Below are 22482 nucleotides of genomic sequence, written 5' to 3'. Positions count from 1 at the left end.
GCTACTCGTTCCGAAGATACGGCGCCGCCTTCGCGCCCAGCGCCCGCCAGGACGAGGCGAAGCCGATCAGCAGCGCCAGGCTGAGACTCAAGCCGACGGCGCCGAGGGCGGCCGCGGGCGAGAAGACGAAGGCCGTGTCCATCACCCGGGTCAGGAAGAACCAGGCGCCGACACTGCCGACCAGCAGCGCAATAGCGGCGGCGGAGAGCGCCAGCAGGGCGAACTCCCAGAGGAAGCTCATGGCGATGTCGCGGCGCCGGCCGCCCAGCATCTTCAAGAGCACCGATTCATAGATCCGGCGCTGCTGTCCCGCTGCCATGGCGCCGGCCAGGACCAGCACGCCGGCGACCAGCGCCACGCCCGCCGCCACCCGTACCGCGGCGCCGACCGAGCGCAGGATCTCGGCGGCCGAGGCGATGGCATCGCGCACCCGCACCGCGGAGACGTTGGGAAACTGCTTCGACAAGAGCGCGATCAGGTTGCCTTCCTCATCCGGCGCGACGTGCAGGGTCGCGATATGGGTCTGCGGCGCGCCGGACATCATGCCGGGCGAGAACACCATCACGAAATTGATCGAGAGGCTGGACCAGTCGATTTCGCGCAGGTTCTTGATCGTGCCGGTGATCTCGCGGCCGAGCACGTTGACGGTGATCGTGTCGCCGACCTTGAGGTTGAAGGCATGCGCGGTCTCGGCGCTCAGGGAAATCAGCGGCGGTCCCTGGTAGTCCGGTGCCCACCATTCCCCCTCGACCAGCCGCGAGCCCTTGGGCGGCGTTGCCGACCAGGTGATGCCGCGATCGCCCTTCAGCACCCAGGCCTGGTCCTCCGGCGTCGGGATCTTGTCGACCGGAACGTCCCGCATCTTCATGATCCGGCCGCGCAGCATCGGCACGCGTTCCAGGCCTTCGGCGGTCGGGAAAGCGCTCAAGGCCCGGTCGAAGGCTTCGGTCTGGTTCGGCTGGATGTCGAGGAAGTAGAAGCTCGGCGCCCGCGCCGGCAGGCTGCTTTCCATCTCGTCGACAATGCTGCCCTGGATCTGCATCACCGCGACCAGCACGGTAAGACCGAGGCCCAGCGAGAGCACGATGCTGGCGGTCGGCGCCCGCGGCCGGCCGACGGCGGCGAGGGCGAAGCGCAAGGCGCGGCTGCGGGACCGCGCGCGGCCCCAGCGCGCCAGGCGCCGCAGTCCCACCGCCAGGACCTGGAACAGCGCGAAGGCCATCAGCGCCGCGGCGACGAAGCCGAGCGAGAGCCGCACATTGCCGGTGGAAATTACCGCAAGCGCGGCAAGCGCGACCACCGCGATCCCGATCGGGATGAGATCGCGCCGGCGCACCTCGCCGAGCTCGGTCGCGACCGCGCGGAAGAGCTGGGCCGGCTTGACCCGCATCGCCTGGAACAGCGAGGGCAGCGAGAAAGCGAGCGCGGTCACGAGACCGAAGCCGGCGGCGAGCAGCAGCGGCTCGGCATAGAGCGCCGGAATGAGGCGGAGATCGAAGCGCGCGAACAAGCCTTGGGTCGCAAAAGGCGCCAAGGCGCCGAGGACCAGGCCGAGCGCGGTGCCGATCAGCGCCATGCGCGCGATCAGCAGCATATGCAAGGTGAAGACGAAGCCGCGGGTGGCGCCCAGCGATTTCAGGATCGCGAGCGACTGGGCGCGGCCCTCGAGATAGACCCGGACCGCATTGCCGATGCCCAAGCCCCCGATCAGCAGGGCGCTCAAACCCACCAGGTTGAGGAACATGCGGGTGCGGTCGATGAAGTTCTTGACGCCGGTGGCCGCATCCTCGACGCCGCGAATGCGCCAGGGCTGTTCCGGAAACTGCGCCTTCACCTTCGCCAGCCAGCGCGGCCCGGAGATCGCCGCCGGCAGCTTCGCCCGATAAAGGTGATAAACCAGGCTGCCCGGCTGCACGAGCTGGGTGTCCGGCAAGGCCGCGCCGGAGATCATCAGCCGCGGGCCGAGGTTGAAGACCTGCGAGCCGCGATCGGGCTCGTCGGCAATGACAGCGCGAAGCTGAAAGGTCGCCTCTCCCAGGCGGACTTCGTCGCCGAGCTTGAGCCCGAGGCGCTGGACCAGCGCCGGTTCCGCCACTGCGCCATAGCGGCCTTCCGCGTCCTTCTTCAGAGCGGCGGCGAGCGGCATGTCGGGTTCGAGCAGCATCTTGCCGTAGAGCGGATAGATGAGGTCGACGGCCTTGAGCTCGACCAGTGTCGCCGCGGCGGAATGCGCGCCCTCGGCCTCGTTGGCGGCACGCGCCATCGCCCGCATCTCGACCGCATGCGAGAGCTGGGTTCCCGACTTCAGCGCGTTGGCCTGGTCCTGGGTCAGCGGTTCGTAGGTCAAACGGAACTCGTAGTCGCCGCCGAGGATGCGCTTGCCGTCGGCGGCGATGCCGGCATCGATCGCCGCGGCGATCGAGCCCACGCCCGCCACGATCGCCACGCCGAGGATCAGGCAGAGCAGGAAGATGCGAAAGCCGCGCACCCGCCCACCGGTGCGGCCGCCGCGCATCTCGCGAAATGCGATGCGCAGCAGCGTCGGGAAGCGGCTCATTTCGCCGCCTGGTGCTGCACGATCTCTTCTTCGACGATCCGGCCGTCAGCGAGATGGATGATGCGGTCGCAGCGCCGTGCCAGCGCCGGGTCATGGGTGATCAGCAGCAAGGTGGCGCCGCGGCGGCGCTGCATGCCGAACAGCAGCTCGATCACCTTCTGGCCGGTCTCGGTGTCGAGATTGCCGGTCGGTTCGTCGGCCAGCAGGATGTCGGGTTCCGGCGCGACCGCCCGCGCAAGGGCGACGCGCTGCTGCTCGCCACCGGAAAGCTGGCTCGGGTAATGGCCGAGCCGGTGGCCGAGGCCGACTTCCTCCAGCGCATGCCGGGCGATCTCGAAGGCCTTGCTCTCGCCGGCCAGCTCGAGCGGGGTCGCGACATTCTCCAGCGCGGTCATGGTGGGGATGAGATGGAAGGCCTGGAACACGATCCCGATGCGGCGGCGACGAAAGAGAGCGAGTTGATCCTCGGAAAGCGCGGTCACTTCTGCGTCACCGGTTTCCGGATTGCCGAGACGGATCTTGCCGCCGCTGGCCTGCTCCAGGCCCGCGATCAGCAGCATCAGGCTGGTCTTGCCGGAGCCGGACGGCCCGACGATGCCGAGCGATTCCCTGGCCGCAACCTTGAGATTGAGTCCATTGAGGATATTGACCGGGCCGGCATCGCTCGCCAGTGTGAGACGGAGGTCCGCAATGTCGATCATGAAACCTTCTTCAACCCTGTCCCCCCGTCTGCGGGCCCCCAGCATTCAGTTTGGCCGGCGCGGCTTCCTCGCCGGGTTAGCGGGGTTCGCATTGGTTGCCCCGCTGCGCCCCGCCCTCGCCGAGGACCCCGTGAAACTGCTGGCCCTTGGTGACAGCCTTACGGCCGGATATGGGCTTAAGCAGGGCGAAGGCTTTGCCGACCAGCTGCAGACCGCTTTTCGCAAGATGGGCCGTCCGGTCACGGTTATCAATGGCGGGGTCAGCGGGGATACCTCGGCGGGCGGGCTGGCCCGGATCGACTGGGCCCTCGCCGACCAGCCGAAGGTCGTGATCGTCGAGCTCGGCGCCAACGACATGCTGCGCGGGATCAATCCCGACAGCACGCGGCAGAACCTCGCCGGGATCATCGAGAAGGCCCAGGCCGCCGGGGCCAAGGTCCTGCTGGCCGGCATGAAGTCGCAGCGCAATCTCGGCGCCGATTATGTGCAGAGATTCGATGCGATCTATCCCGATCTCGCCAAGCAGTACAATGTGACGCTCTATCCCTTCTTCATGGCGGGCATCGTCGGCGCGGATGGCAAGGCCGATCCAAAGCTGCTGCAAGGCGACGGGCTGCACCCGACCGAGGCCGGGGCCAAGGTGATCGTCGATGGCATCATGCCGGACATCCTGAAGCTGCTCGACAGCCCATGAGCGCGCCGTTCCGTGTCGCCCATGCGGGCGCGAATGACGACGATGTCGCCGGCGGCCATTGGTCGGCGCTGACCCGCCGCTGCCTGGCCGCACTTTCAGAGCAGGGCCCGGTACCGACCGGTGATGCCGGGCTCGGTTTCGTCTATGTGACCGACCGGCTGGGCGCCCATCTTTCGGAGATCATCGACCACTTGCGGCTCAGCACCGGATTGAAGCACTGGGTCGGCACGGTCGGGATCGGCATCGTCGGCAATGATGGAAGCGCCGCGATGGAGTATTTCGACGCGCCGGCGATGACGGTGATGGTCACCGATCTTGCCGCCGACAGTTTCCGGCTGTTCGAGCAGCAGGAGATTGGCACCAGCGCCTTCTCGAAGCAGCATGGAAGCTGGATCGAAAGCCATGGCGCGCAGCTCGGGCTGATCCACGGCGATCCCCGGAGCCATCGCCTGCCGGCGATCCTGGAATCGCTGGCCGACAGCAGCGGGCTCTATCTGGTGGGCGGCCTCGCCTCGTCGCGCGGGCCCTATGCCCTGGCGGCGGAGCATGTCGCCGAGGGCGGCGTCTCCGGCGTGATGTTTTCCGGCGCGGTCACCGTCGCGACGGGTCTCAGCCAGGGCTGCTCGCCGATCGGTCCGGTTCATGCCATCACCGAATGCGACAGCAACATCGTGATGACGATTGACGACCGGCCGGCGCTCGAGGTCTTCAAGCAGGAGATCGGCGAGGTGCTGGCGCGCAATCTCAACCGCGCCGCCGGATATATCTTTGCGGCCCTGCCGGTGAAAGCTTCGGATACCGGCGACTACCTGGTGCGCAATCTGGTCGGGATCGATCCCAACAAGGGCTGGATCGCGATCGGCGACCTGGTCGCCAAGGGCGATCCGATCATGTTCACCCGGCGCGACAAACCCAGCGCCGAGACCGACCTCGATCGCATGCTCGCAAAGCTGAAGCAGAGGATCGAGAAGCCGATCCGCGGCGGAATCTATGTGTCCTGCCTGTCGCGGGGCGCCAACCTGTTCGGCCCGGACGCGGCGGAAACCCGCCGCATCAACGCCCAGCTCGGCGACTTTCCGCTGGTGGGATTCTTCGCCAACGGCGAGATCAGCCATGACCGGCTCTACGCCCATACCGGCGTGCTGACGCTGTTCACCTGAGCGCCGGATCAATCGGCGTATTCGAGCTCCGGGTCGCGCATCGGGAAGAAACGCTCGCGGCTGCTGTCGAAGGCGCGGCAGAAGGAGGTCTCGCGCACCACGCCGCCGGCGTCGGCATAGTCGATGCGGCCGCAGAAGATCAGCGCGATGACCTCGCTGTCCTTGATCAGGTTCTTGTTCCAGGTCCGCTCCGCCACCTTGTAGGTGAAGGTCGCGGCCTCGCCGGCATTGAGCGTCAGGTCGCCGATCTCGTTCTTGCCGGCCGGGATCGGCACGCGGCGCGGGCTCTGCCAATGCTGCACGTCGACCGAGAGCACGCTCTCGACGATCCGCGCGGCCGAGCTGCCGGTGTTGCAGATCGTGTAGGTGACCTCGATCGGCTCGCCCGCCTGGCAGTTCTTGGCATGGACGTCGCGCAGCACGAAGCGCGGCCGCATCGCGGCGAAGAATTCATGCTTCACGTTTTCGAGGCGCCGGCGGATCAGGTGCGTCTGGCTGATGCTGGCCAGCGCGATGACCACCGCCAGGGCGGCGATGCTGGAGGAGATGGCGACGTCGGGATGGGCCCGCCAGCTCCCGAGGATGTCGCCGAACCAGCTCAGAATCGGGTTGTCCACCAGGTCCAGCCAGGCAAAAGCTTGAAAGAATTCTTCGAGATTCATGGCGGTGCGTCCGGTCCGAAAGCCAGCAGGCAGGCGCAAGAAGCGGCGGACGGCAATCTCCGGCCGTGCTGCAAAAACGTCAATCCCGTCGGCTTCGTTCCCCCGGTCGCTGCGGTTTCCGGGGCCGCCGTCTTGTAGTTGAAGCCCGCCGTTTTTATGTATTATCGGACGGCTGCGGCGATTCGCCCGGCGCGGCGGTCAGGCGCCGCGGGGCGCCTCACGCGGCAGAATTGGGGCACTATAATGCGCTACTTCGTTGCCCTGAGCTTGCCCGAAAACCTGCGCTGGCAGTTGCGCCTTCTTTGCGGCGGATTGCCGGGCGCGCGCTGGGTGCCGCCGGAGAATTTCCATATCACCTTGCGCTTCCTCGGCGATGTCGATGGCCGCGACATGGATTATGTCGATGCGGCGCTTGCCAATATCCGGGCGCCCGGCTTCATGCTGCGGCTGGCCGGAGTCGGGCATTTCGCCAGCGGCAACCGGGTGAAGGCGGTCTGGGCCGGCGTGGAGAAGGAACCGGCGCTCTTGCATCTGCATGACAAGATCGAATCCGCCGTGGTGCGCGCCGGCCTGCCACCGGACGGGCAGAAATACACGCCGCATGTGACCTTGACCTGGCCCAAGGATCCGCCGGTCGGAAAGCTGCAGCAATATCTCGCGGGGCATAATCTGTTCCGCTCGGACCCGTTCGAGGTCACACACTTCACCTTGTTCTCGAGCGAGCTCGGCAGCGAGAACTCGGTCTATCACGCGGAGCGGTCCTACGCGTTGACCGCGCGCCCCATGCCGCTAGTGCAGAACGCGGGACGCTGAGGCCGGCATCTCGGCCGCGCTTGGCGCAGCGAGGCCGGCATAAGGCGGGATTGGCTTCGCGACCATTCCGGCTTCGCTCAAGTCGCGCGCAAGATCGACCAGATGCGGCAGCGCCGCACGGGCCGCCGTCCCGGGCATCAACTGGCGCAGCGCCACGGTCGCGACGAAATAGCCGCCCGCTTGCGCCGCCGCCATGCCGTCGATCAGCAGCGCTTCGTCGGGACTGAGCAGCCGGCACTGCACGCAGCGGATGTCGATGCTGCGCGCGGCGGAAGCGGCGAGCACGGTCATCAGGCTGTCGACCGCCAGCGCGGACCGCGACAAGCCGAAGCGCGCGAAGGTCTGATGGGTGACGTCGTCGAAGGATTGCTTCGACTTGAAGGCCTGGACCCAGCTGCGGATCGCCCAGACGGTGAACTGCGCGGTGAAATCCAGCGCGCTCACGTCCGGCATCGCCATCAGCTCGTTGCGGCAGTCGTCCTCGTGCCCCCCGCCCTGATTCTCTTCCGGCCGGTTGTCGTTCACGGCGGGGACTTTGGGCGCGGGCGCCTTTGGCCGACCGGATCGTGCCATGCGGGATCCTTCATTGCTCGGGGAGGTCGCGCCGGGGAGTTTTCTTCGCGGGAGTTGCCGCGCCTGCCTGAACACGGCCCGAATATGAACTCCCCGGCGCTGACGAGTTTGTAGCACCCTTCCCGGCCAATTGCAAATCATTCTCATTTGCATAAATCACGATCGCTTGAAGGGCGGTTTTGGGCGCTTACTTACTGGAAAGGCAGGGTTTGGGAGCGATGTTCGGAACTCGGCGGTCACGGGTGGTGGCGCTGCCGGTGGCAGCGGCCATCGGTTTTTCGATCATAGGAAGCCGCACCTCCGGGCCACTGGCGGATCTTTCCTTTGCCTTCGCTGTCGTTATTGCGCTCGGCCTGCTCTATGTCGGCTTTTACGGCCGGTTCCTGGCCTGGGCCTGGGTCGACAAAGCGCGGCCCATTGACGAGGCCATCCGCAGCGTCTTTCCTCGCTTGCGCCGATGGTCCTGGCCGCTGGCGCTTGTGGTGACGCTGGGGCTGGGGCTTTCCGTCGTGGTGCTGCGTGCGTGGTGGCACGCACCGCCCGAACAGACGGCGCATATCGATTTCGGAGATCAGCAATGGTTGCGCGACTTAATGAATCGGAGCGACAAGCCGCACTGAAAGAGTTGACGAGCTGGCAGGCCACCCAAGGCCGCGACGCGATCCAGCGCAGCTTCAAGTTCAGGAATTTCAGCGAGGCCTGGGGCTTCATGAACCGGGTGGCGCTGCTGGCCGAGACCCAGGACCACCACCCGGAATGGTCCAATGTCTACAACCGGGTCGAGATCCTGCTCAGCACCCATGACTGCGAGGGCCTCTCCGAGCGCGACCTGAAGCTGGCGCGGGCGATCGACAAACTGCTGGCGTAAGCGGAGCGGACGGGAACCTTTTCCTCGATTTCACATTGAGCTTGCGGGTGGCGAATCCGACCTTCGGGCCGGATGGAGACGTGGCGCCTGGCGCCGATCAATCTCCCCGATTCTGCGGCCCGCATCGTCCGTGGGGTTCCCCCCAGCGATTCCCGCGGACGTCCCCTTGGGCCTCGGCGCCATCCCCTGACTGGCCGGCCGCGTTCCCCCCGCGGCCGGCCAAACTTTTCCCAGTTCGGAACGACTCCAGAAAGTCGACATTGGTTTTTGAGACCGACTGATCATGGAGTTGACGAATGGGACAGCGCAACGAAGGCGAAGGCAACAAGACCGCCGCCCGCGAATACAACCGCGACACCACCGAGTTTGCGAAGAGCGGCCAAGTCGAAGGCAAAGCCCGCGAAGCCAAGCAGGCGATGGAAGGCAAGGACGCCGACGCAATGCGCAAGGCCGAGCGCGAAGGCAAGTCGCATTCCCACGGCGAGGACCGGCTGCTGAAAGGCGGCGCGCATAAGAGCGCGGAGTAGCTTCTGAAAACCCGACCGGCCGCAATGGAGCGGCCGGTCACTCGAACACGCCGGCGAGGTGAACGTCCCGCCGGAACAGCGCGCCGAAAGCAACGATCCCGATCGTTCCCCCCATCAGCGCGACCGACAGCGCGGCGAAGCCCGAGCCGATATCGGAGGCGACGACATAATAGGCCGCCTCCGCTTCGAGGCCGGACCACTGCGCGAGTGATTCCGAGAGCGGCGTCACGCCGGGGACGAACCCGCCGAAATACCAGAACCCCAACTGAACGGAGGTCGCGACCAGTTCGACCACCAGGAAGGTATAGAACAGCGGCCCCAATGCGCCGCGTGTCGCCTTCCAGGATTGGACGAGGGTCGCGGGTCGCTCTTCGTAAACCGCGGCCACGACATACAAGGCCAGCCTGGCGTGCAGATAGGTGAAGAGCAGAATCCCAAGCAGCACGAGTACCAGGAAAGAGAGCCAGGACACCAGCAGGTCCGCGTCCTGGAACAGCGGCCCGACGCTGTCGAGGACTTTTCCCAGGAGATAGCCCGGGATCAGGAATGCGACCCAATAGATGACCATCCGCGCCACGAAGCGCGGAAGATAACGGTCGGGGCGTTGCCCCGGCTGCGGCGTGGCGCGGACGAACAACCACCCGAGCGCGACCGTGAGAATGACCCGCCACGAAAACTCGGCCCCTTCCGTCGCAACGGCGTATTGGATCGACAAGATGTCATTGCCGATCCAATCGTAAATTCCGGACGGAACGCAAGCGTCGAGCAGCGACGGAAAGCATCGGGCCATGGCCAAGAGCGCGAGCAGAGCACCGGCGGCGACCGCCACAACAGACAGCGCCACCATCCGGCCATGCCGCAGCAGCAGACCGGTCGATTGCCGGAGCAGAGCGCCGGTCGAGATGAAATCCTGCGACGCCGCGCCGCTCACTTCGGCGCGAGACGCAGCGCGCCGTCGAAGCGCACCACCTCACCGTTCAGCATGACGTTCTCGATCATGTGCTGCACCAGGCGCGAGAACTCGCGGGCTTCGGCGAGGCGCTGCGGGAAGGGCACGGAGTCGCCCAAGGCCTTCTGGATGTCGGGCGGCAGGTTCAGCATCATCGGCGTCGCGACCAGGCCGGGCGCAATCGCCAGCACGCGGATGCCGGAGCGCGCGAGGTCGCGGGCGGCGGGCAAGGTCAAGCCGACGATGCCGGCCTTGGAGGCGGCATAGGCCGCCTGGCCGATCTGGCCTTCATAGGCCGCGACCGAGCTCGTATTGACGATGACGCCGCGCTCGCCGTCGGCCAAGGGCACCATCGCCGCCATGTCGGCGGCGGCGAGGCGCATCATGTTGAAGGTGCCGATCAGGTTCACCTCGATCACCTTGGAGAACTTCTCCAGCGGCAGCGGTCCCTCCTTGCCGAGGATGCGGCCGGGGATGAGGATGCCCGCGACATTGACCAGGATGCGGGCGGGGCCATGCGCGGCCTTGGCCTTGGCAAAGGCCGCTTCGGCGCTGTCGGCCTTGGAGATGTCGCAAGTGCAGGCGACGCCGCCGATTTCCTTGGCCACGGCTTCGGCCCCGGCGGTGTTGACGTCCAGCACCGCGACCTTGGCGCCCAGCGCCGTCAGGTGCCGCGCCACGTCGGCGCCCATGCCCGAACCGCCGCCGGTCACGACCGCGGCCATACCTTTAATCTGCATGAGTTAACCCCTTCTTAGAACCCGCCGAGGCTTCTAGCAGAGGGGGTCGGGGCGAGGCTATCGGGAAAGCACCAAATCCCCAGGCGCGGGGCTGTTCAGACGCACGGGAACATGCATCATGGGGATGGGGTCGGGGAAAACGTCTGGGCGCATGAAATCGGGCCTGCTCAAGTTCGTCGTGGGTGCAGCATCGCTGTGCGGCCTCGCCGCCGTGCTGCTTTGCGCCTGGGCGCTGGCCGGGGCCGGTGCTGAAGCACCGCCGGGCTTCGGCCTGCTGAGCGCATCATCCCTGCTGCTGGTCGCGCTCGGCGCCTTCCTGGCGCAGTGGCGCGCCTGGCGCCGTTTGTTCCGCTGGGTCACGGCGCTCGGCGGTTTCATCGGCCTGGCGGCGCTGCTGATGCCGGAGGCGATGGCGCCTTCCGCGAGCGCATCGGTCATCTGCTACGGCGCGGCGGCGCTGCTCTTCCTAGCCTGCCGCTACGGACTCGGCCAGGCCGCGGCGGCACTCGGGTTGCTGCCGAGCCTCGGCAGCGCGATCGGCCAGCTGCTCCACACCGAGGTCTTGTTCGGCCGCCCGCCGGCGCTGGTGCTGCTGGCGACGGTGCTTGCCGGCATCGCCTTGCTGGGCGGCACGGCGCATCGCGGCGCGATCCGCATCTTTCTCTCCAAGACCATCTCCGGCAGCTTCGCGCGCAAGCAGATCCTGGTGGCAACCGTCGGGCCGATCGTCCTGGCGTTGTTCTATGCGGGCCTGCTGCCCCAAGGCGGCACGCCGCTGGCGCTGGCGGAGACGGTCGCCAGCGTGATCGTGGTCGGCTGGATCACCTTCGGCGCCACCGCCCTGGTCGGGCGACGCCTGGACATCAAGCGGCACAAGGCGGAAGCGGAGCTGCGCAACGCAGCGCGGCATGATGCGCTGACCGGCCTCTTGAACCGGCGCAGCATGAACATCTCGATGCCGCAGCGGCACGCGGAAGCGCGCGCCGAGGGTCAGGCTATCACCTTGATGATGTGCGACCTCGATCACTTCAAGCATTTGAACGACGAATACGGCCACGCGGTCGGCGACGAAGTGCTGCGCCGCACCGCCCAGCGCGTGCATGCCGCGGTGCGCGACAGCGACCTGGTGTTCCGCTACGGCGGCGAGGAGATCGCGGTGCTGCTGGAATGCGGGTCGTTCGACGCCCAGCGAATCGCCGAGAAGATCCGCGAATCGGTGAAGTCGAAAGGCCGGCGCGCCCATGACGACGACCTGCCGCCGGTCACCATCTCGATCGGCGCCGCCACCAGCGAGAAGGCCCAGACCGAGCTCAAGGAGCTGATGGCCGCGGCCGACGAATGCCTCTACGCCGCCAAGGATGCCGGCCGCGACTGCGTGAAGACGGTCACCCTGCCCTAAGTCTTAAGGCCCGCTGCGTAATCCAGAGCCATCGCCAGCCAAGCGAACGCGCCACGAACGAGTCGTGATTCCCCGGGCGGAACGCGCTTGTGGACGGAAACTCCGTAAATACAAGTGCTTGAGGCGGTATTCTTAAGAGATTACTCTCGTTTCCGCTTTGTGCGACTCGAGTCGACGCCGAGTCGCGCCTTGATTCTGATCGGCCTTTTGGCTTTCGGGGTGTTATGCGCGCGGACCGACTCGAGTCCTTGGTAACCTTCCATCCCTTCACGCGGCTCAACAAGCTGCTGGAGGGCATCGCCCCGGGCGGCGGAAATACGCCTTTGCTGTTACAGCTCGGCGAGCCGCAATTCGCGCCGCCGGCCTTCGTCGCCGAGGAGATCGCCAAGGCCGCCGCCGGCTGGAGCAAATACCCGCCGACCGCCGGCAACGAAGCCTTCCGCAACGCCGTGAAGGCCTGGCTCGAGCGCCGCTATCATCTGCCGGCGACGATGCTCAATCCCGACAAGGAGATCCTGCCGGTCTCCGGCACCCGCGAGGCCTTGTTCCAGATCGCGCTCTCGGCGGTCGCCGCCGGCGAACCTAGGGGCAAGACCAAGGTCTTGATGGGGAATCCCTTCTATCATTCCTATGCCGGTGCCGCGGCGGTCGCAGGTGGCGAGCCGGCTTTCCTGCCGGCGGATCGCAACAGCAACTTCCTGCCCGACATCTCCAGGATCACCGCGGCCGCGCTCGACCAGGCGGCTTTGGTCTATCTCTGCTCGCCGGCCAACCCGCAGGGCGCGGTGGCGCCGCTCGACTATCTGAAGCAATGGCTCGAACTCGCCCGTAAGCATGATTTCGTGCTGGCGGCGGACGAATGCTATGCGGAGATCTATCCCGATGCGCCGCCGCCGGGCGCGCTGGAAGCGGCGCGCGAGCTGGGCGGCGCCGTCGATCACCTGCTGGTGTTCCATTCGCTCTCCAAGCGCTCGAGCGCGCCGGGCCTGCGGTCCGGCTTCATCGCCGGCGACGCCAAACTGATCGCGCGGCAGGCGCAGCTCGTCAATTACGGCGGCGTGGCGATGCCGCTGCCGATCCTCGCCGCGGCGACCAGGCTCTGGCAGGACGAGGCGCATGTCGCGGAGAACCGCGCGCGCTATCGCCGTAGCTTCGAGATCGCGCAGGAAATCCTCGGGCCGATCTTCGGCGAGGTGCGGCCGCAAGGCGGCTTCTTCCTCTGGCTCGATGTCGGCGACGGCGAGCGTACGGCGGTCGAGCTGTGGAAGCAGGCCGCGGTGAAAGTATTGCCCGGCGGCTACATGGCACGGGCCGAGGCGGACGGAAAGAATCCCGGCGCGCGCTACATCCGCGTCGCGGTGATTTTGGAACCGGATGAGATGGCGGCAGCGTTGCGCCGCATGGCGCCGGTTCTGGAGGGTTTGGTTCATGGCAAGAGCGCAAAAGCTGCGGCAGGGGGCCGGTAATCCAATGATCGGGGACAACACGCGGATGTCGCTGCTCTCGCGCGCCGAAGGCACCGGCGGGCAAAGCCTGCTCGACTTCCTGCGCCGCCGCACCATGGAAGCGGTCGGCGTCGGGCTGATCCTGATCGGGCTCGCCTATCTGATGGCGCTGCTCTCGGCCGATTCCAACGATCCCAGCTTCAACCATGCGGTCGACGATCCGGCGCGCAACCTGCTCGGCCTGCCCGGTGCCTATGTCGCCGACTTCGCGCTGCAGGCGCTCGGGCTCGCGGCGGCGGTGCCGGCCGCGGCGCTGATCGCCTGGGGCTGGCGCCTGATCCGCACACGGGCGATGGCGCGGTGGTGGCTGAAGCTGCTGTTGCTGCCGATCTCCACAGCACTGACCGCGATTCCCTTGTCGGCGCTCCCCTCCAGCGGGCAATGGCCCTGGGTTGCGGGCTTCGGCGGCTTTGTCGGCCGCATGGGCTTGGCCGGCGCCGACGGCAACAGCGGCCTCGCCGGTTGGGCGGCGCGGCTGGCCGGCAACGAAATGCCCGGCACGCAGGTGCATGCGCTGCTGATCCTCACCACCACGGTGCTGAGCTTCGTCGCGCTGTTCTTCACCTTGGGCATCGCGCTCGGCGGCTATGTCCGCTTCGGCCGCAATGTCGCCCATGCCGGCAAGAAAGTCGGCCTCGCCTTCGACCGCCGCCGCCAGCCCGCCGCCGCAACCGCGCGCGTCGCGCGGACCGTGCGCGAAGAGGACGAGGAAGAGAAGGAGTCCTTCTTCCGCCGCACCTTCGGCGAGATCCGGATGCCGAGCCTCAGGAGCCTGTTCACGATCCGCGGCCGCCGCGACGACGACGAGGACGTGGTCGCGCGCCGCGAGCCGCAGCTCGGCGCCTATGAGGAGCCGGAGATCGACCTGCCTGAGCCGGCGATGATCGAGCGTCAGGGCGCCGCGCGGGTCGTGGTGCCGCCGGCGCCGAAGAAGGAGAAGAAGCCGGCGAAGAAGGAGCGTGTCCAGGCGAAGCTCGACTTCGACGGCGAACCTGAGTTCGAGCTGCCGCCGCATGACATGCTGTCGCGCCCGACCTCCAATGCCGCGGTCCAGCGCATCAACGAGGAATCGCTGGAGAAGAACGCGCGGCTGCTGGAAACCGTGCTCGACGATTTCGGCGTCAAAGGCCAGATCGTGAAGGTGCGCCCCGGCCCGGTGGTAACGCTTTACGAATTGGAGCCGGCACCCGGCACCAAGACCAGCCGCGTGGTCGGCCTCGCCGACGATGTGGCGCGGTCGATGAGCGCGGTCTCGGTGCGCATCGCCGTGGTCACCGGCCGCAGCGTGATCGGCATCGAGCTGCCGAACCGCGAGCGCGAGGTGGTGAGCCTGCGCGAGCTGCTGGAAGACGATTCCTACGCGGGGACCGGCAGCAAGCTCGGCCTGGCGCTCGGCAAGGATATCGGCGGCCAGCCGATGGTGGTTGATCTCGCGCGCATGCCGCATCTGCTGATCGCCGGCACCACCGGCTCGGGCAAGTCGGTCGCGATCAACACCATGATCATGTCGCTGCTCTATCGCCTGACGCCGGAGCAGTGCAAGTTCATCATGATCGACCCGAAGATGCTCGAGCTCTCGGTCTATGACGGCATCCCGCATCTGCTGGCGCCCGTCGTCACCGAGCCGAAGAAGGCGATCGTCGCGCTGAAATGGGTCGTGCGCGAGATGGAGAACCGCTACCGCTCCATGTCGAAGCTCGGCGTCCGGAATGTCGAAGGCTACAACCAGCGCCTCGCCCAAGCCGTCGCCGCGGGCGAGCAGCTGACCCGCAAGGTGCAGACCGGCTTCGACCCCGAGACCGGCCACCCGATCTACGAGGAGGAGCCGTTCGACCTCAAACCCCTGCCCTTCATCGTCGTCGTGGTGGACGAGATGGCGGACCTTATGCTGGTCGCGGGCAAGGAGATCGAGGCGGCGATCCAGCGGCTGGCGCAAATGGCGCGCGCCGCCGGCATCCACATCATCATGGCCACACAAAGGCCATCGGTCGACGTCATTACCGGCACAATTAAGGCCAATTTCCCGACCAGAGTGTCGTTCCACGTGACCACCCGCATCGACAGCCGGACCATTCTCGGCGAGACCGGCGCCGAGCAGCTCCTGGGGCAAGGCGATATGCTCTACATGGCCAATGGCGGCCGGATCACCCGCGTTCACGGCCCGTTCGTCTCGGATCGTGAAGTTGAAACTGTCGTGAAGTTCTTGAAGGCCCAGGGGACGCCTGACTATATCGAGGACGTCACGGCCGAGGAGGAAGAGGTCGGCGAGGACGGCGAGCTGCCCGGCGAGGGCGGCGGTTCCGGCGACGAGCTCTACGACAAGGCGGTGCAATTGGTCTGCCGGGAACGCAAAGCCTCCACGAGTTTTGTTCAGCGGTACCTGCAGATCGGCTACAACCGCGCGGCCCGCCTGATCGAGCGCATGGAAAAAGAAGGCGTGGTCAGCCAGGCCAATCACGCCGGCAAGCGCGAAGTGCTCGCCCGCAACATCGACGGAATGGACTGAGACAAACCTTGCTGAAACTGGATCTGACACGGCCCCTCTTGTCCCGAAGGGGCTTGATGCGCGCCGGATTTGGCGCGCTGGCGTCATCGACGGCGATCGGCGCCCTCGCCTCTTCCGCCTGGGCGAAGAAGGTGCAGGCCGCCGCCCTGTCCGACCAGGACAAGGCCGACGTCGCGCGCATCGAGGAATATCTCAACGGCATCACCACGATGCGGGCCAAGTTCCAGCAGGTGGACGACGCCGGCAACATCGCCTTCGGCATGATCTATGTCCGCCGCCCGGGTTTCCTGCGCGTGCAGTATGATCCGCCGAGCCAGGTCATCCTGGTCGCGGATTCGATCGCGGTCAGCTACTACGACGCCGAACTCAACCAGCTCAACCAGGCGCCGCTCGGCCTCTCACCGCTCTGGTTCCTGCTGCGCGACCATGTCAGCCTCGGCGGCGACGTGACGGTGACCACGTTCAATCGCGGCCCGAATGTCTTCGAGATCGGCATCGTGCAGACCGACGAGCCGGATGCCGGCACGGTCACCCTGGTGCTGGGCGACAAGCCGCTCGAGCTGCAGCAATGGACCATCGTCGACAGCAAGAACCAGGCGGTCCGCGTCGCCCTCTACAACGCCGAGTTCGGCGTGAAGCTGGAGAACGCGCTGTTCCGCACGCCGGAGAAGAAGAAGGGCAAGGGCTAGCCGCGGCGCCCGACCCGGACGCCCAACCGGCCCGGATTCGCCTAAGCCTTTGACGATCCATGTTTAAGCCGCCGCCGCCGCGCGGCGGTTTTGTTGTTCTGTCCGGGTCCTGTCCGCGATGCAGTGCAGCACAGACGGCGACTTGCGACGCCCGGGAGAAATTCCCCGGTCTGCGTCCGGTCTGCGATGCAGCGCAGCACAGACGGCGGCGTGCAAAGCGCAGATGCGTGATCCGGCTTTCGGCAGAAGTTTCACGATTTCCAACAGCACAGCGATCATACCAGAATCGGCGCGCGCGTCTCCGCTGCTGCGTTGCGTGAATTCGGGACTATGCTGTAACGCCGCGTTACGACCGATAGAACGGCAGCGCGAGCAGGCGCAGCAGATTGACTTCCTTCTCACCTTCGACGCCGATCGGCATGTCGCGGCGGCGGTCGATGTTCGGGCCGGTGTCGAACAGTCGGTCCCACAAGCTCAGCAGCGTGCCGTAGATCGAATCAGTGTCGCTCTTCTGCTTGTGGTGATGCACCCAGTGCAGCGAGGGCGTGATGATGACTCGCGCCAGGCGCTGCTCGATCGCGGCGGGCAGACGCCAGTTCGAATGGTGGAAGATCGCGGCCAGCAGGACCAGGGTCTCGAAGACCAGGACCGAGCCCAGGGGAATCGCCAGCAGGAAGATCACGATCGCCCGCGCCACCGCCGCGATCACCACTTCGCCGAAATGGAAGCGGAGCGCCGTGGTCGCATCGAGGAAGGCGTCGCGGTGATGCACCTCGTGGAAGCGCCAGAGGATCGGCAGCTCGTGGTTGGCGCGATGCCACGCATAGATCCAGAGATCGAGCAGCAGCAGATCGAGCGGCAAGCTGTAAGGGAAAGAGAGAAAGATCGGCCGGGGCCAGAGCGGATTGGCGGCGGCGAAGAATGTCACCGGCAGCACCAGCAGGGGTGCGAGACCGGCATTCAGCGCGAAGAAGCCGAGATTGCGGCCCCAGCGCTGGAACCAGGCGCGGCCATAACCGGCGATGCGCAGCGGCACGATCGCGCTCGCCCAGCGATTCTCGATGACGATGACGGCAATGAGCCAGGCCAGGACGAGAACCGATTTGCCGATCAGGGCGTAGCCGAGCCAACCCTGTTGATCCGCAGTCACTGCAGAGTCACCCGGGGGCCTTGACCATGTTTTCCAGGCGCGCGGCGAGCTTGGGGCCGACTTCGCCACCCTCGCCCTTGATGTCCTTGGTGATGATCAGCCGCAGCGCATCGAGATGCGCCTGGACCACGCCGAGATCGGCGTCGGAGAGGTCGCGTTCCTGGCGCACCAGGGTGCAGAGCGAATGGGCGATCCGCGTCACCAGGGGATAACCGAAGGCGCCGCCCTGGCCCTTCACGTTGTGGGCGATGCCGTAGAGTTCCTTGATCGAAGCCGCGCGGGTGGCGAGATCGGCGCGCGCGGCTTTCAGCAGGCTCGCGCAGCGATCGAGATCGGCGAGGGTGCTGGGGCCATAGCTCTTCGCAAGATCGGCAACCGCAGCCTGGGCGCGCGCGAGCACGGCTTCCATCTTGCGATCGCGCTCCTCGTGCATTGGCCCTCCTCCCGCGGCGACGGGATAGTAGAAAGCTTGGAACCCCTCTACAAGTCGTTAAGGCCTATCACCAAGGCGTACATCCGAAAGGCTTACATGCGCCGGGGCAATCGCGTGGCGATCAGTCCAACCGCGAGAGTCAGCACACCACTGGCAACGAAGACCGAGCGCAGGTCGAAATACCCTTGCAGGGTGAGATAAACGAGGCCCGGCAGCAGGTCGCCGAGATCGATATAAGTGCGGAAAAGCGCGGTCATCTGCGGCCGCTCATAGGAACGCACCGCGCGCATGAAGGGGATGTTGCCAAGCGCGTCCAATGCGACGACGAAGACCGCGCCGGCCAGAAACAGCAGCGCCGTCAGCGGCACGGCGTCCCAGGTAACCGAAGTTAAGAGCGTCAGGCCGCCGGCGCACAGGAAAGCAATCACAATCGGCCGCCGGATTCCGGTGCGCTGCGCCATCCAGCCGATCGGGAGTGTCAACAGCAACAGCAGGTTTCCGGCCCCGGTGAGCGCGCCGGTCCAGCTGTCATCGACCTCATGGTTGCGCAGATAGAGCGTCGGGTAGACGAAGAACATCGACCACCAGGCCGAACGGCCGAAGGCGATGGCCCAGCCGAGCATCAGACGCGGCTGCGAGATGAAGCGCTTCAGGTTGGCAAAGGGATTGGGCGGCGGTCGTGTCGCCGCGGCGACCGCGGGGTTGTCGCTCAAGCGCAGGTACCAGAAATAGACCATGAGCGTGGCATAGGCGATGAAGCTCATCGCCGAGGTCGCCTCGACGCCGAAATGCTTGTAGAGCTCGACGCCGATCCAGGGACCGAGGCCCCAGGGCAGGCAGCTCGAGAAGAGACGCAGCGGCTCCGAGCGGATCATCTGATGCCGCGGGATGAAATCCATCACATAGAGCATCAGGCCGATGTTGATCGCGACGCTGCTCAAGGCGCGCAACACCAGGGCGGCGATTTCGCCCGTCATGGTCGCGGTGCCGAGCGAGACCACGGCGGCCATGCCGAGCAGGATGCCGCCGGTATAGACCCAGCGCCGGCGGAAGCGCTGCATCAAGAGCGGCGCCAGGAAGCTGAAGATCAGCGAGCCCAGGCTCGCGACATTGGTGAGCAAAGTGATGTCGCGGTCCGGCAGGCCGAGATCCTTGGCCTGCAGATAGAGCACGGTGACCACGGATGCGCGCGCCAGCGAGTCCAGTGCGAACAAGGCGGCAAAAGCGCCGGCACCCGGTTTGCGGGTCGGCCTCAGCCAGAAAAGCGGGTTGGATTCCATCGGAGGGGTTGGCGGAGTGAACGCGGTCTTCTATTGATCGAGAGATAGCACGCGCGCCATACGCGTGGCGATGGGGGCTGCATGAGGAAATCGACAGCATGAATGAGCTTTGGCGTTTGAGCGCCTGCGCCGTTACCGACTTGCTGCGCCGCGGCAAAATCTCGCCGGTCGAGCTGATCGATGCAGCCCTCGCCCGCATCGCCGCGGTCAATCCGGCGGTCAACGCGCTGGTGACCTTGGGCGAAGAGCGCGCGCGGGCACAGGCCAAGCGGCTGATGCAGCTTCCGATCGAGGCACGCGGGATGCTGGCCGGCCTGCCGATCGCGGTCAAAGACCTGAACGACGTCGCGGGCCTCAGGACCACTTACGGCTCGCCGATCTACGCCGACAACGTGCCCACCCGTTCCGACATCATGGTCGAGACGCTCGAAGGCAATGGTGCGGTTCCGCTGGCGATGTCCAACACGCCCGAGTTCGGGGCCGGCGCCAACACCTTCAACGAAGTCTTCGGCGAGACGCTCAATCCCTGGAACACCAAGTTGAATGCCGCCGGTTCTTCGGGCGGATCGGCGGTCGCGCTGGCGACCGGCCAGGTCTGGCTGGCGACGGGATCGGATCTCGGCGGCTCGTTGCGCACGCCGGCGAGCTTCTGCTCGGTGATCGGGCTCAGGCCCTCGCCGGGGCGCGTTGCCAACGGGCCGCGTGAGCAGAATTTCGACACGCTCTCGGTCAACGGGCCGATGGCGCGCAATGTCGAGGACGCGGCGCTGATGCTGGACGCGATGGCGGGCTGGCATATCGAGGACCCGATCTCGCTCAGCAAACCGGAGGAGACATTCCTCACCACGGCGCGGCGGCGGAAGAAGCCGAAGCGGGTGGCGCTGATCCTCAGCCTCGCCGGATTGCCGATCGAGCCCGAGGTGATCGCCGGCGTTCGCGCGGTCGCCGAGAAGCTCGCCAAGGAAGGCATCATCGTCGAGGAGGCGAGCCCGGATTTCGGCGGGGTCGGTCAGGCCTTCCAGACCCTGCGCGCGGTCGATTTCTCGAGCAGCATGGGCGCGCTGCTGCAGCAGCATCGCGACAAGCTGAAGCCAGATGTGATCTGGAACATCGAGAAGGGTCTCGCGCTGAAGTCCGAGGAGATCGGCAAGGCGCTGCTGCGGCGGGCGCGGCTCTACAGCGAGGTCGCGGCCTTCTTCGCAAGCTACGACGCGATCCTGCTGCCGGCGGCGCCGATCCTGCCGCGCGACGTGAAGGAACGGTGGCCACGGGAGATCAACGGCGTGCAGCTCGAGAATTATGTCGAATGGCTGAAGCTGGCGGCGCTCATCACCATGACCTCCTGCCCGTCGCTGGCCTTGCCGGGCGGGTTCTCGGCGGACGGGCGGCCGATCGGTGTCCAGTTGGTCGGCAAGCCCCGCGGCGAGGCCGACCTCCTCTCCCACGGGCTCTGGATCGAGGACCTCCTCGGCCTCAGGGATGAGGTTCCGATCGATCCCAAGGTTCACCCCAGAACCCATTGATCGGGCAGCGAAAATTAACCTTTCGCGGCGCAGCGTGATGCCTTGTGACGGGTGGGTGCGCCCGATATAGTGCCGCGCCAAATCTTGGCCCACGACTGAACCCTTTGAGGGCGACATGGACGAATTGCGCGGCAAATACCTGGACGAGATCACCGAGGGCATGAGCGCGGTCTTTTCCAAGACCGTGACCGAGGCCGATATCGTCCTCTTCGCCGGCATCACCGGCGACACCAACCCGGTCCATCTCGACGAGGAATTCGCCAAGCCGACCATGTTCAAGGGCCGGATCGCCCATGGCATGCTGACCGCGGGCTTCATCTCCGCCGTGTTCGGCACCAAGCTGCCCGGGCCGGGCTGCATCTACTTGAGCCAGAATCTCAAGTTCAAGGCGCCGGTGAAGATCGGCGACACGGTGAAGGCCCGGGTCACGGTCAGCGCCATCGACCAGGAAAAGGCCCGCGTCACCTTCGCCACCACCGCCCATGTCGGCGACAAGATCGTCCTCGACGGCGAAGCGCAGCTGATGGTGCCGCGCCGCCCGGCACAGTGATGCCAGTCGGCAAGAGTCATCGACCCCTCACCCCGCCCTCTCCCGCAAGGGGAGAGGGAGTTTTTATTCGCTGCGGGGCGAGACGGTCTCTCCTGGTTACGCGCGGAGCGCGGAAGAAATCCCCCTCTCCCCTTGCGGGAGAGGGTCGGGGTGAGGGGTCGACGGGTCTCTCCACAATTGAACACACGCGGCCATGCGGCTGATCCGCCATTTCGAAGATGTGCCCGCGGAGCTGCGGGGCGCGGTGATCGCCATCGGCAATTTCGACGGCGTGCATCAGGGCCACCAGGTGGTGCTGGGCCAGGCGGCGGAACAGGCGAAGAGGCTCGGCACCAAGCTTGGGGTGCTGACTTTCGAGCCGCATCCCCGCTCCTTCTTCAAGCCGGATGAGCCGCCGTTCCGGCTGACGCCCTTCCGCATCAAGATGCGGCATCTGCAGGATCTCGGCGTCGATGTCGCCTTCGTGCTGACCTTCGATTTCGACATGTCGCAGCGGAGCGCCGACGCCTTCGTGAACGAGGTGCTGGTGAAGGGGCTGGGCGCCGCGCATATCGTGGTCGGCTCGGACTTCTGCTACGGCAACAAGCGCGGCGGCAATGCGGCCACGCTGAAGGCCGCCGGCGAGAAGCATGGCTTCGGCGTCACCGCTGTTTCGCCGCAGACCGACCGGGCCGGTGCCATCTATTCCTCGACCCTGATCCGCGATGCGCTGGCCAAGGGCGATCCGGTCTCCGCCGCCATCGCCCTCAACCGGCCCTGGGAGATCGAGGGGCGGGTCGAGCATGGCGACCAGCGCGGGCGGCTGCTGGGCTTCCCGACCGCCAATATTGCACTCGGGGAGTTCATGCACCCGAAGCTGGGGGTCTATGCGGTGAAAGCCGCCGTGGACGGCGGCAGCGGCTTGCAATGGATCGGCGGCGTCGCCAATCTGGGGATGCGGCCGACGGTCGGCGGGACCAGGGTCCAGCTCGAAGTGCATCTCTTCGACTATGCCGGCGACCTCTATGGCCGGCATCTCCGGGTGGCGCTGCTCGGATTCATCCGGCCGGAGATGAAATTCTCCGGCCTCGATCAATTGAAGGCGCAGATCGCCGCCGACAGCGACACCGCCCGGCGGATGCTCGCCGAGTATCGCGGGCCGGCTTTGCGCGAACACCCGGCGAGCCTGCCGGAAGATTTGAACTGAAGGACCGAACGTGGACT

At 66.3% G+C, this 22482-nt stretch carries 22 protein-coding genes; 13 read left to right on the top strand and 9 right to left on the bottom strand.

Features of this window, described 5'->3' with window-relative positions:
- Position 1 precedes the first annotated feature (1 nt).
- Both ACH2CY_RS12555 and ACH2CY_RS12550 read right to left on the bottom strand, forming a co-directional pair.
- Entirely contained in the window at positions 2-2557 is a 2556-nt protein-coding gene (locus tag ACH2CY_RS12555) for an ABC transporter permease (protein WP_395019494.1), read from the bottom strand.
- On the bottom strand, positions 2554-3258 hold the full coding sequence (locus ACH2CY_RS12550; RefSeq protein WP_395019493.1) for an ABC transporter ATP-binding protein: 705 nt from the start codon (positions 3256-3258) through the stop codon (positions 2554-2556). Before ACH2CY_RS12550 ends, ACH2CY_RS12555 begins: the two co-directional genes overlap by 4 nt.
- Before the next feature lie 130 nt (positions 3259-3388).
- On the opposite strand from ACH2CY_RS12550, the gene ACH2CY_RS12545 reads away from it, so the two are divergent.
- Together ACH2CY_RS12545 and ACH2CY_RS12540 are read left to right on the top strand one after the other, a co-directional pair.
- Positions 3389-3952 (top strand): arylesterase, encoded by a 564-nt coding sequence (locus ACH2CY_RS12545; RefSeq protein ID WP_395019492.1) that lies wholly within the window; start codon positions 3389-3391, stop codon positions 3950-3952.
- Complete coding sequence (locus ACH2CY_RS12540) at positions 3949-5112, top strand: FIST N-terminal domain-containing protein (protein WP_395019491.1); 1164 nt, start codon at positions 3949-3951, stop codon at positions 5110-5112. The genes ACH2CY_RS12545 and ACH2CY_RS12540 overlap by 4 nt, the downstream gene beginning before the upstream one ends.
- Positions 5113-5120: 8 nt before the next feature.
- On the opposite strand, the gene ACH2CY_RS12535 is transcribed toward ACH2CY_RS12540, so the two are convergent.
- A complete protein-coding gene (locus ACH2CY_RS12535; protein ID WP_395019490.1) occupies positions 5121-5774 on the bottom strand; it encodes a hypothetical protein in 654 nt (217 codons plus the stop codon).
- Positions 5775-6017: 243 nt separating this feature from the next.
- On the opposite strand from ACH2CY_RS12535, the gene thpR reads away from it, so the two are divergent.
- The gene (thpR, locus tag ACH2CY_RS12530; protein WP_395019488.1) at positions 6018-6587 is read left to right on the top strand and encodes an RNA 2',3'-cyclic phosphodiesterase; all 570 of its coding nucleotides are present in this window, start codon (positions 6018-6020) and stop codon (positions 6585-6587) included.
- On the opposite strand, the gene ACH2CY_RS12525 is transcribed toward thpR, so the two are convergent.
- Positions 6564-7160, bottom strand: coding sequence for a hypothetical protein (locus tag ACH2CY_RS12525; protein WP_395019486.1), 597 nt, complete (start codon positions 7158-7160; stop codon positions 6564-6566). The two genes, thpR and ACH2CY_RS12525, sit on opposite strands and share 24 nt — an antisense overlap.
- Before the next feature lie 245 nt (positions 7161-7405).
- Here ACH2CY_RS12525 and ACH2CY_RS12520 point away from each other — a divergent pair, with 245 nt between their 5' ends.
- From ACH2CY_RS12520 to ACH2CY_RS12510, 3 genes are all read left to right on the top strand, one after another.
- Positions 7406-7780 (top strand): hypothetical protein, encoded by a 375-nt coding sequence (locus tag ACH2CY_RS12520; protein WP_395019484.1) that lies wholly within the window; start codon positions 7406-7408, stop codon positions 7778-7780.
- Entirely contained in the window at positions 7738-8028 is a 291-nt protein-coding gene (locus tag ACH2CY_RS12515) for a 4a-hydroxytetrahydrobiopterin dehydratase (RefSeq protein WP_395019482.1), read from the top strand. Before ACH2CY_RS12520 ends, ACH2CY_RS12515 begins: the two co-directional genes overlap by 43 nt.
- 296 nt (positions 8029-8324) lie before the next feature.
- Positions 8325-8555 carry a hypothetical protein gene (locus ACH2CY_RS12510; RefSeq protein ID WP_395019480.1) on the top strand — a complete coding sequence of 77 codons (231 nt, stop codon included), beginning with the start codon at positions 8325-8327 and terminating at the stop codon, positions 8553-8555.
- A gap of 37 nt (positions 8556-8592) precedes the next feature.
- Here ACH2CY_RS12510 and ACH2CY_RS12505 read toward each other — a convergent pair whose 3' ends face one another.
- Positions 8593-9486 carry a hypothetical protein gene (locus ACH2CY_RS12505; protein WP_395019478.1) on the bottom strand — a complete coding sequence of 298 codons (894 nt, stop codon included), beginning with the start codon at positions 9484-9486 and terminating at the stop codon, positions 8593-8595.
- Positions 9483-10244, bottom strand: a complete 762-nt coding sequence (locus ACH2CY_RS12500) for an SDR family NAD(P)-dependent oxidoreductase (protein ID WP_395019476.1) — start codon at positions 10242-10244, stop codon at positions 9483-9485. Before ACH2CY_RS12500 ends, ACH2CY_RS12505 begins: the two co-directional genes overlap by 4 nt.
- Before the next feature lie 151 nt (positions 10245-10395).
- On the opposite strand from ACH2CY_RS12500, the gene ACH2CY_RS12495 reads away from it, so the two are divergent.
- From ACH2CY_RS12495 to ACH2CY_RS12480, 4 genes are all read left to right on the top strand, one after another.
- Positions 10396-11643: a GGDEF domain-containing protein gene (locus ACH2CY_RS12495; RefSeq protein WP_395019475.1), complete on the top strand. Its 1248-nt coding sequence runs from the start codon at positions 10396-10398 to the stop codon at positions 11641-11643.
- A 224-nt stretch (positions 11644-11867) separates the two neighbouring features.
- Positions 11868-13109, top strand: coding sequence for an aminotransferase class I/II-fold pyridoxal phosphate-dependent enzyme (locus ACH2CY_RS12490; RefSeq protein ID WP_395019473.1), 1242 nt, complete (start codon positions 11868-11870; stop codon positions 13107-13109).
- Between the two features lie 4 nt (positions 13110-13113).
- Positions 13114-15654, top strand: a complete 2541-nt coding sequence (locus tag ACH2CY_RS12485) for a DNA translocase FtsK 4TM domain-containing protein (RefSeq protein WP_395019471.1) — start codon at positions 13114-13116, stop codon at positions 15652-15654.
- 56 nt (positions 15655-15710) lie between these two features.
- Positions 15711-16343: an outer membrane lipoprotein carrier protein LolA gene (locus tag ACH2CY_RS12480; RefSeq protein WP_395019469.1), complete on the top strand. Its 633-nt coding sequence runs from the start codon at positions 15711-15713 to the stop codon at positions 16341-16343.
- Between the two features lie 346 nt (positions 16344-16689).
- Here the strand turns inward: ACH2CY_RS12480 and ACH2CY_RS12475 are convergent, their stop codons facing one another.
- The 3 genes from ACH2CY_RS12475 to ACH2CY_RS12465 form a co-directional block, all read right to left on the bottom strand.
- On the bottom strand, positions 16690-17493 hold the full coding sequence (locus ACH2CY_RS12475; protein WP_395019467.1) for a sterol desaturase family protein: 804 nt from the start codon (positions 17491-17493) through the stop codon (positions 16690-16692).
- Between the two features lie 7 nt (positions 17494-17500).
- Positions 17501-17926, bottom strand: coding sequence for an Hpt domain-containing protein (locus tag ACH2CY_RS12470; RefSeq protein ID WP_395019466.1), 426 nt, complete (start codon positions 17924-17926; stop codon positions 17501-17503).
- A 92-nt stretch (positions 17927-18018) separates the two neighbouring features.
- Complete coding sequence (locus ACH2CY_RS12465; RefSeq protein WP_395019465.1) at positions 18019-19140, bottom strand: MFS transporter; 1122 nt, start codon at positions 19138-19140, stop codon at positions 18019-18021.
- 164 nt (positions 19141-19304) lie between these two features.
- Between ACH2CY_RS12465 and ACH2CY_RS12460 the strand changes: the two genes are divergently transcribed.
- From ACH2CY_RS12460 to ACH2CY_RS12450, 3 genes are all read left to right on the top strand, one after another.
- A complete protein-coding gene (locus ACH2CY_RS12460; protein WP_395019463.1) occupies positions 19305-20729 on the top strand; it encodes an amidase in 1425 nt (474 codons plus the stop codon).
- A gap of 115 nt (positions 20730-20844) precedes the next feature.
- Positions 20845-21279 carry a MaoC family dehydratase gene (locus tag ACH2CY_RS12455; protein ID WP_395019461.1) on the top strand — a complete coding sequence of 145 codons (435 nt, stop codon included), beginning with the start codon at positions 20845-20847 and terminating at the stop codon, positions 21277-21279.
- A gap of 193 nt (positions 21280-21472) precedes the next feature.
- Positions 21473-22465: a bifunctional riboflavin kinase/FAD synthetase gene (locus tag ACH2CY_RS12450; RefSeq protein ID WP_395019459.1), complete on the top strand. Its 993-nt coding sequence runs from the start codon at positions 21473-21475 to the stop codon at positions 22463-22465.
- Positions 22466-22482: the final 17 nt, after the last annotated feature.

The sequence above is a fragment of the Dongia sp. genome, from assembly GCF_041905885.1.
GTDB lineage: Bacteria > Pseudomonadota > Alphaproteobacteria > Dongiales > Dongiaceae > Dongia.
This window is presented reverse-complemented; position numbering and strand designations above follow the sequence as displayed.

Excerpts from the sequence above, each read along its gene's own strand:
- ACH2CY_RS12500 (WP_395019476.1), bottom strand. The coding sequence starts at position 10,244 with ATGCAGATTAAAGGTATGGCCGCGGTCGTGACCGGCGGCGGTTCGGGC.
- ACH2CY_RS12470 (WP_395019466.1), bottom strand. The coding sequence starts at position 17,926 with ATGCACGAGGAGCGCGATCGCAAGATGGAAGCCGTGCTCGCGCGCGCC.
- ACH2CY_RS12555 (WP_395019494.1), bottom strand. The coding sequence starts at position 2,557 with ATGAGCCGCTTCCCGACGCTGCTGCGCATCGCATTTCGCGAGATGCGC.
- ACH2CY_RS12490 (WP_395019473.1), top strand. The coding sequence starts at position 11,868 with ATGCGCGCGGACCGACTCGAGTCCTTGGTAACCTTCCATCCCTTCACG.
- ACH2CY_RS12460 (WP_395019463.1), top strand. The coding sequence starts at position 19,305 with ATGAATGAGCTTTGGCGTTTGAGCGCCTGCGCCGTTACCGACTTGCTG.
- ACH2CY_RS12455 (WP_395019461.1), top strand. The coding sequence starts at position 20,845 with ATGGACGAATTGCGCGGCAAATACCTGGACGAGATCACCGAGGGCATG.
- ACH2CY_RS12495 (WP_395019475.1), top strand. The coding sequence starts at position 10,396 with ATGAAATCGGGCCTGCTCAAGTTCGTCGTGGGTGCAGCATCGCTGTGC.
- ACH2CY_RS12540 (WP_395019491.1), top strand. The coding sequence starts at position 3,949 with ATGAGCGCGCCGTTCCGTGTCGCCCATGCGGGCGCGAATGACGACGAT.
- ACH2CY_RS12510 (WP_395019480.1), top strand. The coding sequence starts at position 8,325 with ATGGGACAGCGCAACGAAGGCGAAGGCAACAAGACCGCCGCCCGCGAA.
- ACH2CY_RS12450 (WP_395019459.1), top strand. The coding sequence starts at position 21,473 with ATGCGGCTGATCCGCCATTTCGAAGATGTGCCCGCGGAGCTGCGGGGC.
- ACH2CY_RS12550 (WP_395019493.1), bottom strand. The coding sequence starts at position 3,258 with ATGATCGACATTGCGGACCTCCGTCTCACACTGGCGAGCGATGCCGGC.
- ACH2CY_RS12480 (WP_395019469.1), top strand. The coding sequence starts at position 15,711 with ATGCGCGCCGGATTTGGCGCGCTGGCGTCATCGACGGCGATCGGCGCC.
- ACH2CY_RS12525 (WP_395019486.1), bottom strand. The coding sequence starts at position 7,160 with ATGGCACGATCCGGTCGGCCAAAGGCGCCCGCGCCCAAAGTCCCCGCC.
- ACH2CY_RS12515 (WP_395019482.1), top strand. The coding sequence starts at position 7,738 with ATGGTTGCGCGACTTAATGAATCGGAGCGACAAGCCGCACTGAAAGAG.
- ACH2CY_RS12535 (WP_395019490.1), bottom strand. The coding sequence starts at position 5,774 with ATGAATCTCGAAGAATTCTTTCAAGCTTTTGCCTGGCTGGACCTGGTG.
- ACH2CY_RS12485 (WP_395019471.1), top strand. The coding sequence starts at position 13,114 with ATGATCGGGGACAACACGCGGATGTCGCTGCTCTCGCGCGCCGAAGGC.
- thpR (WP_395019488.1), top strand. The coding sequence starts at position 6,018 with ATGCGCTACTTCGTTGCCCTGAGCTTGCCCGAAAACCTGCGCTGGCAG.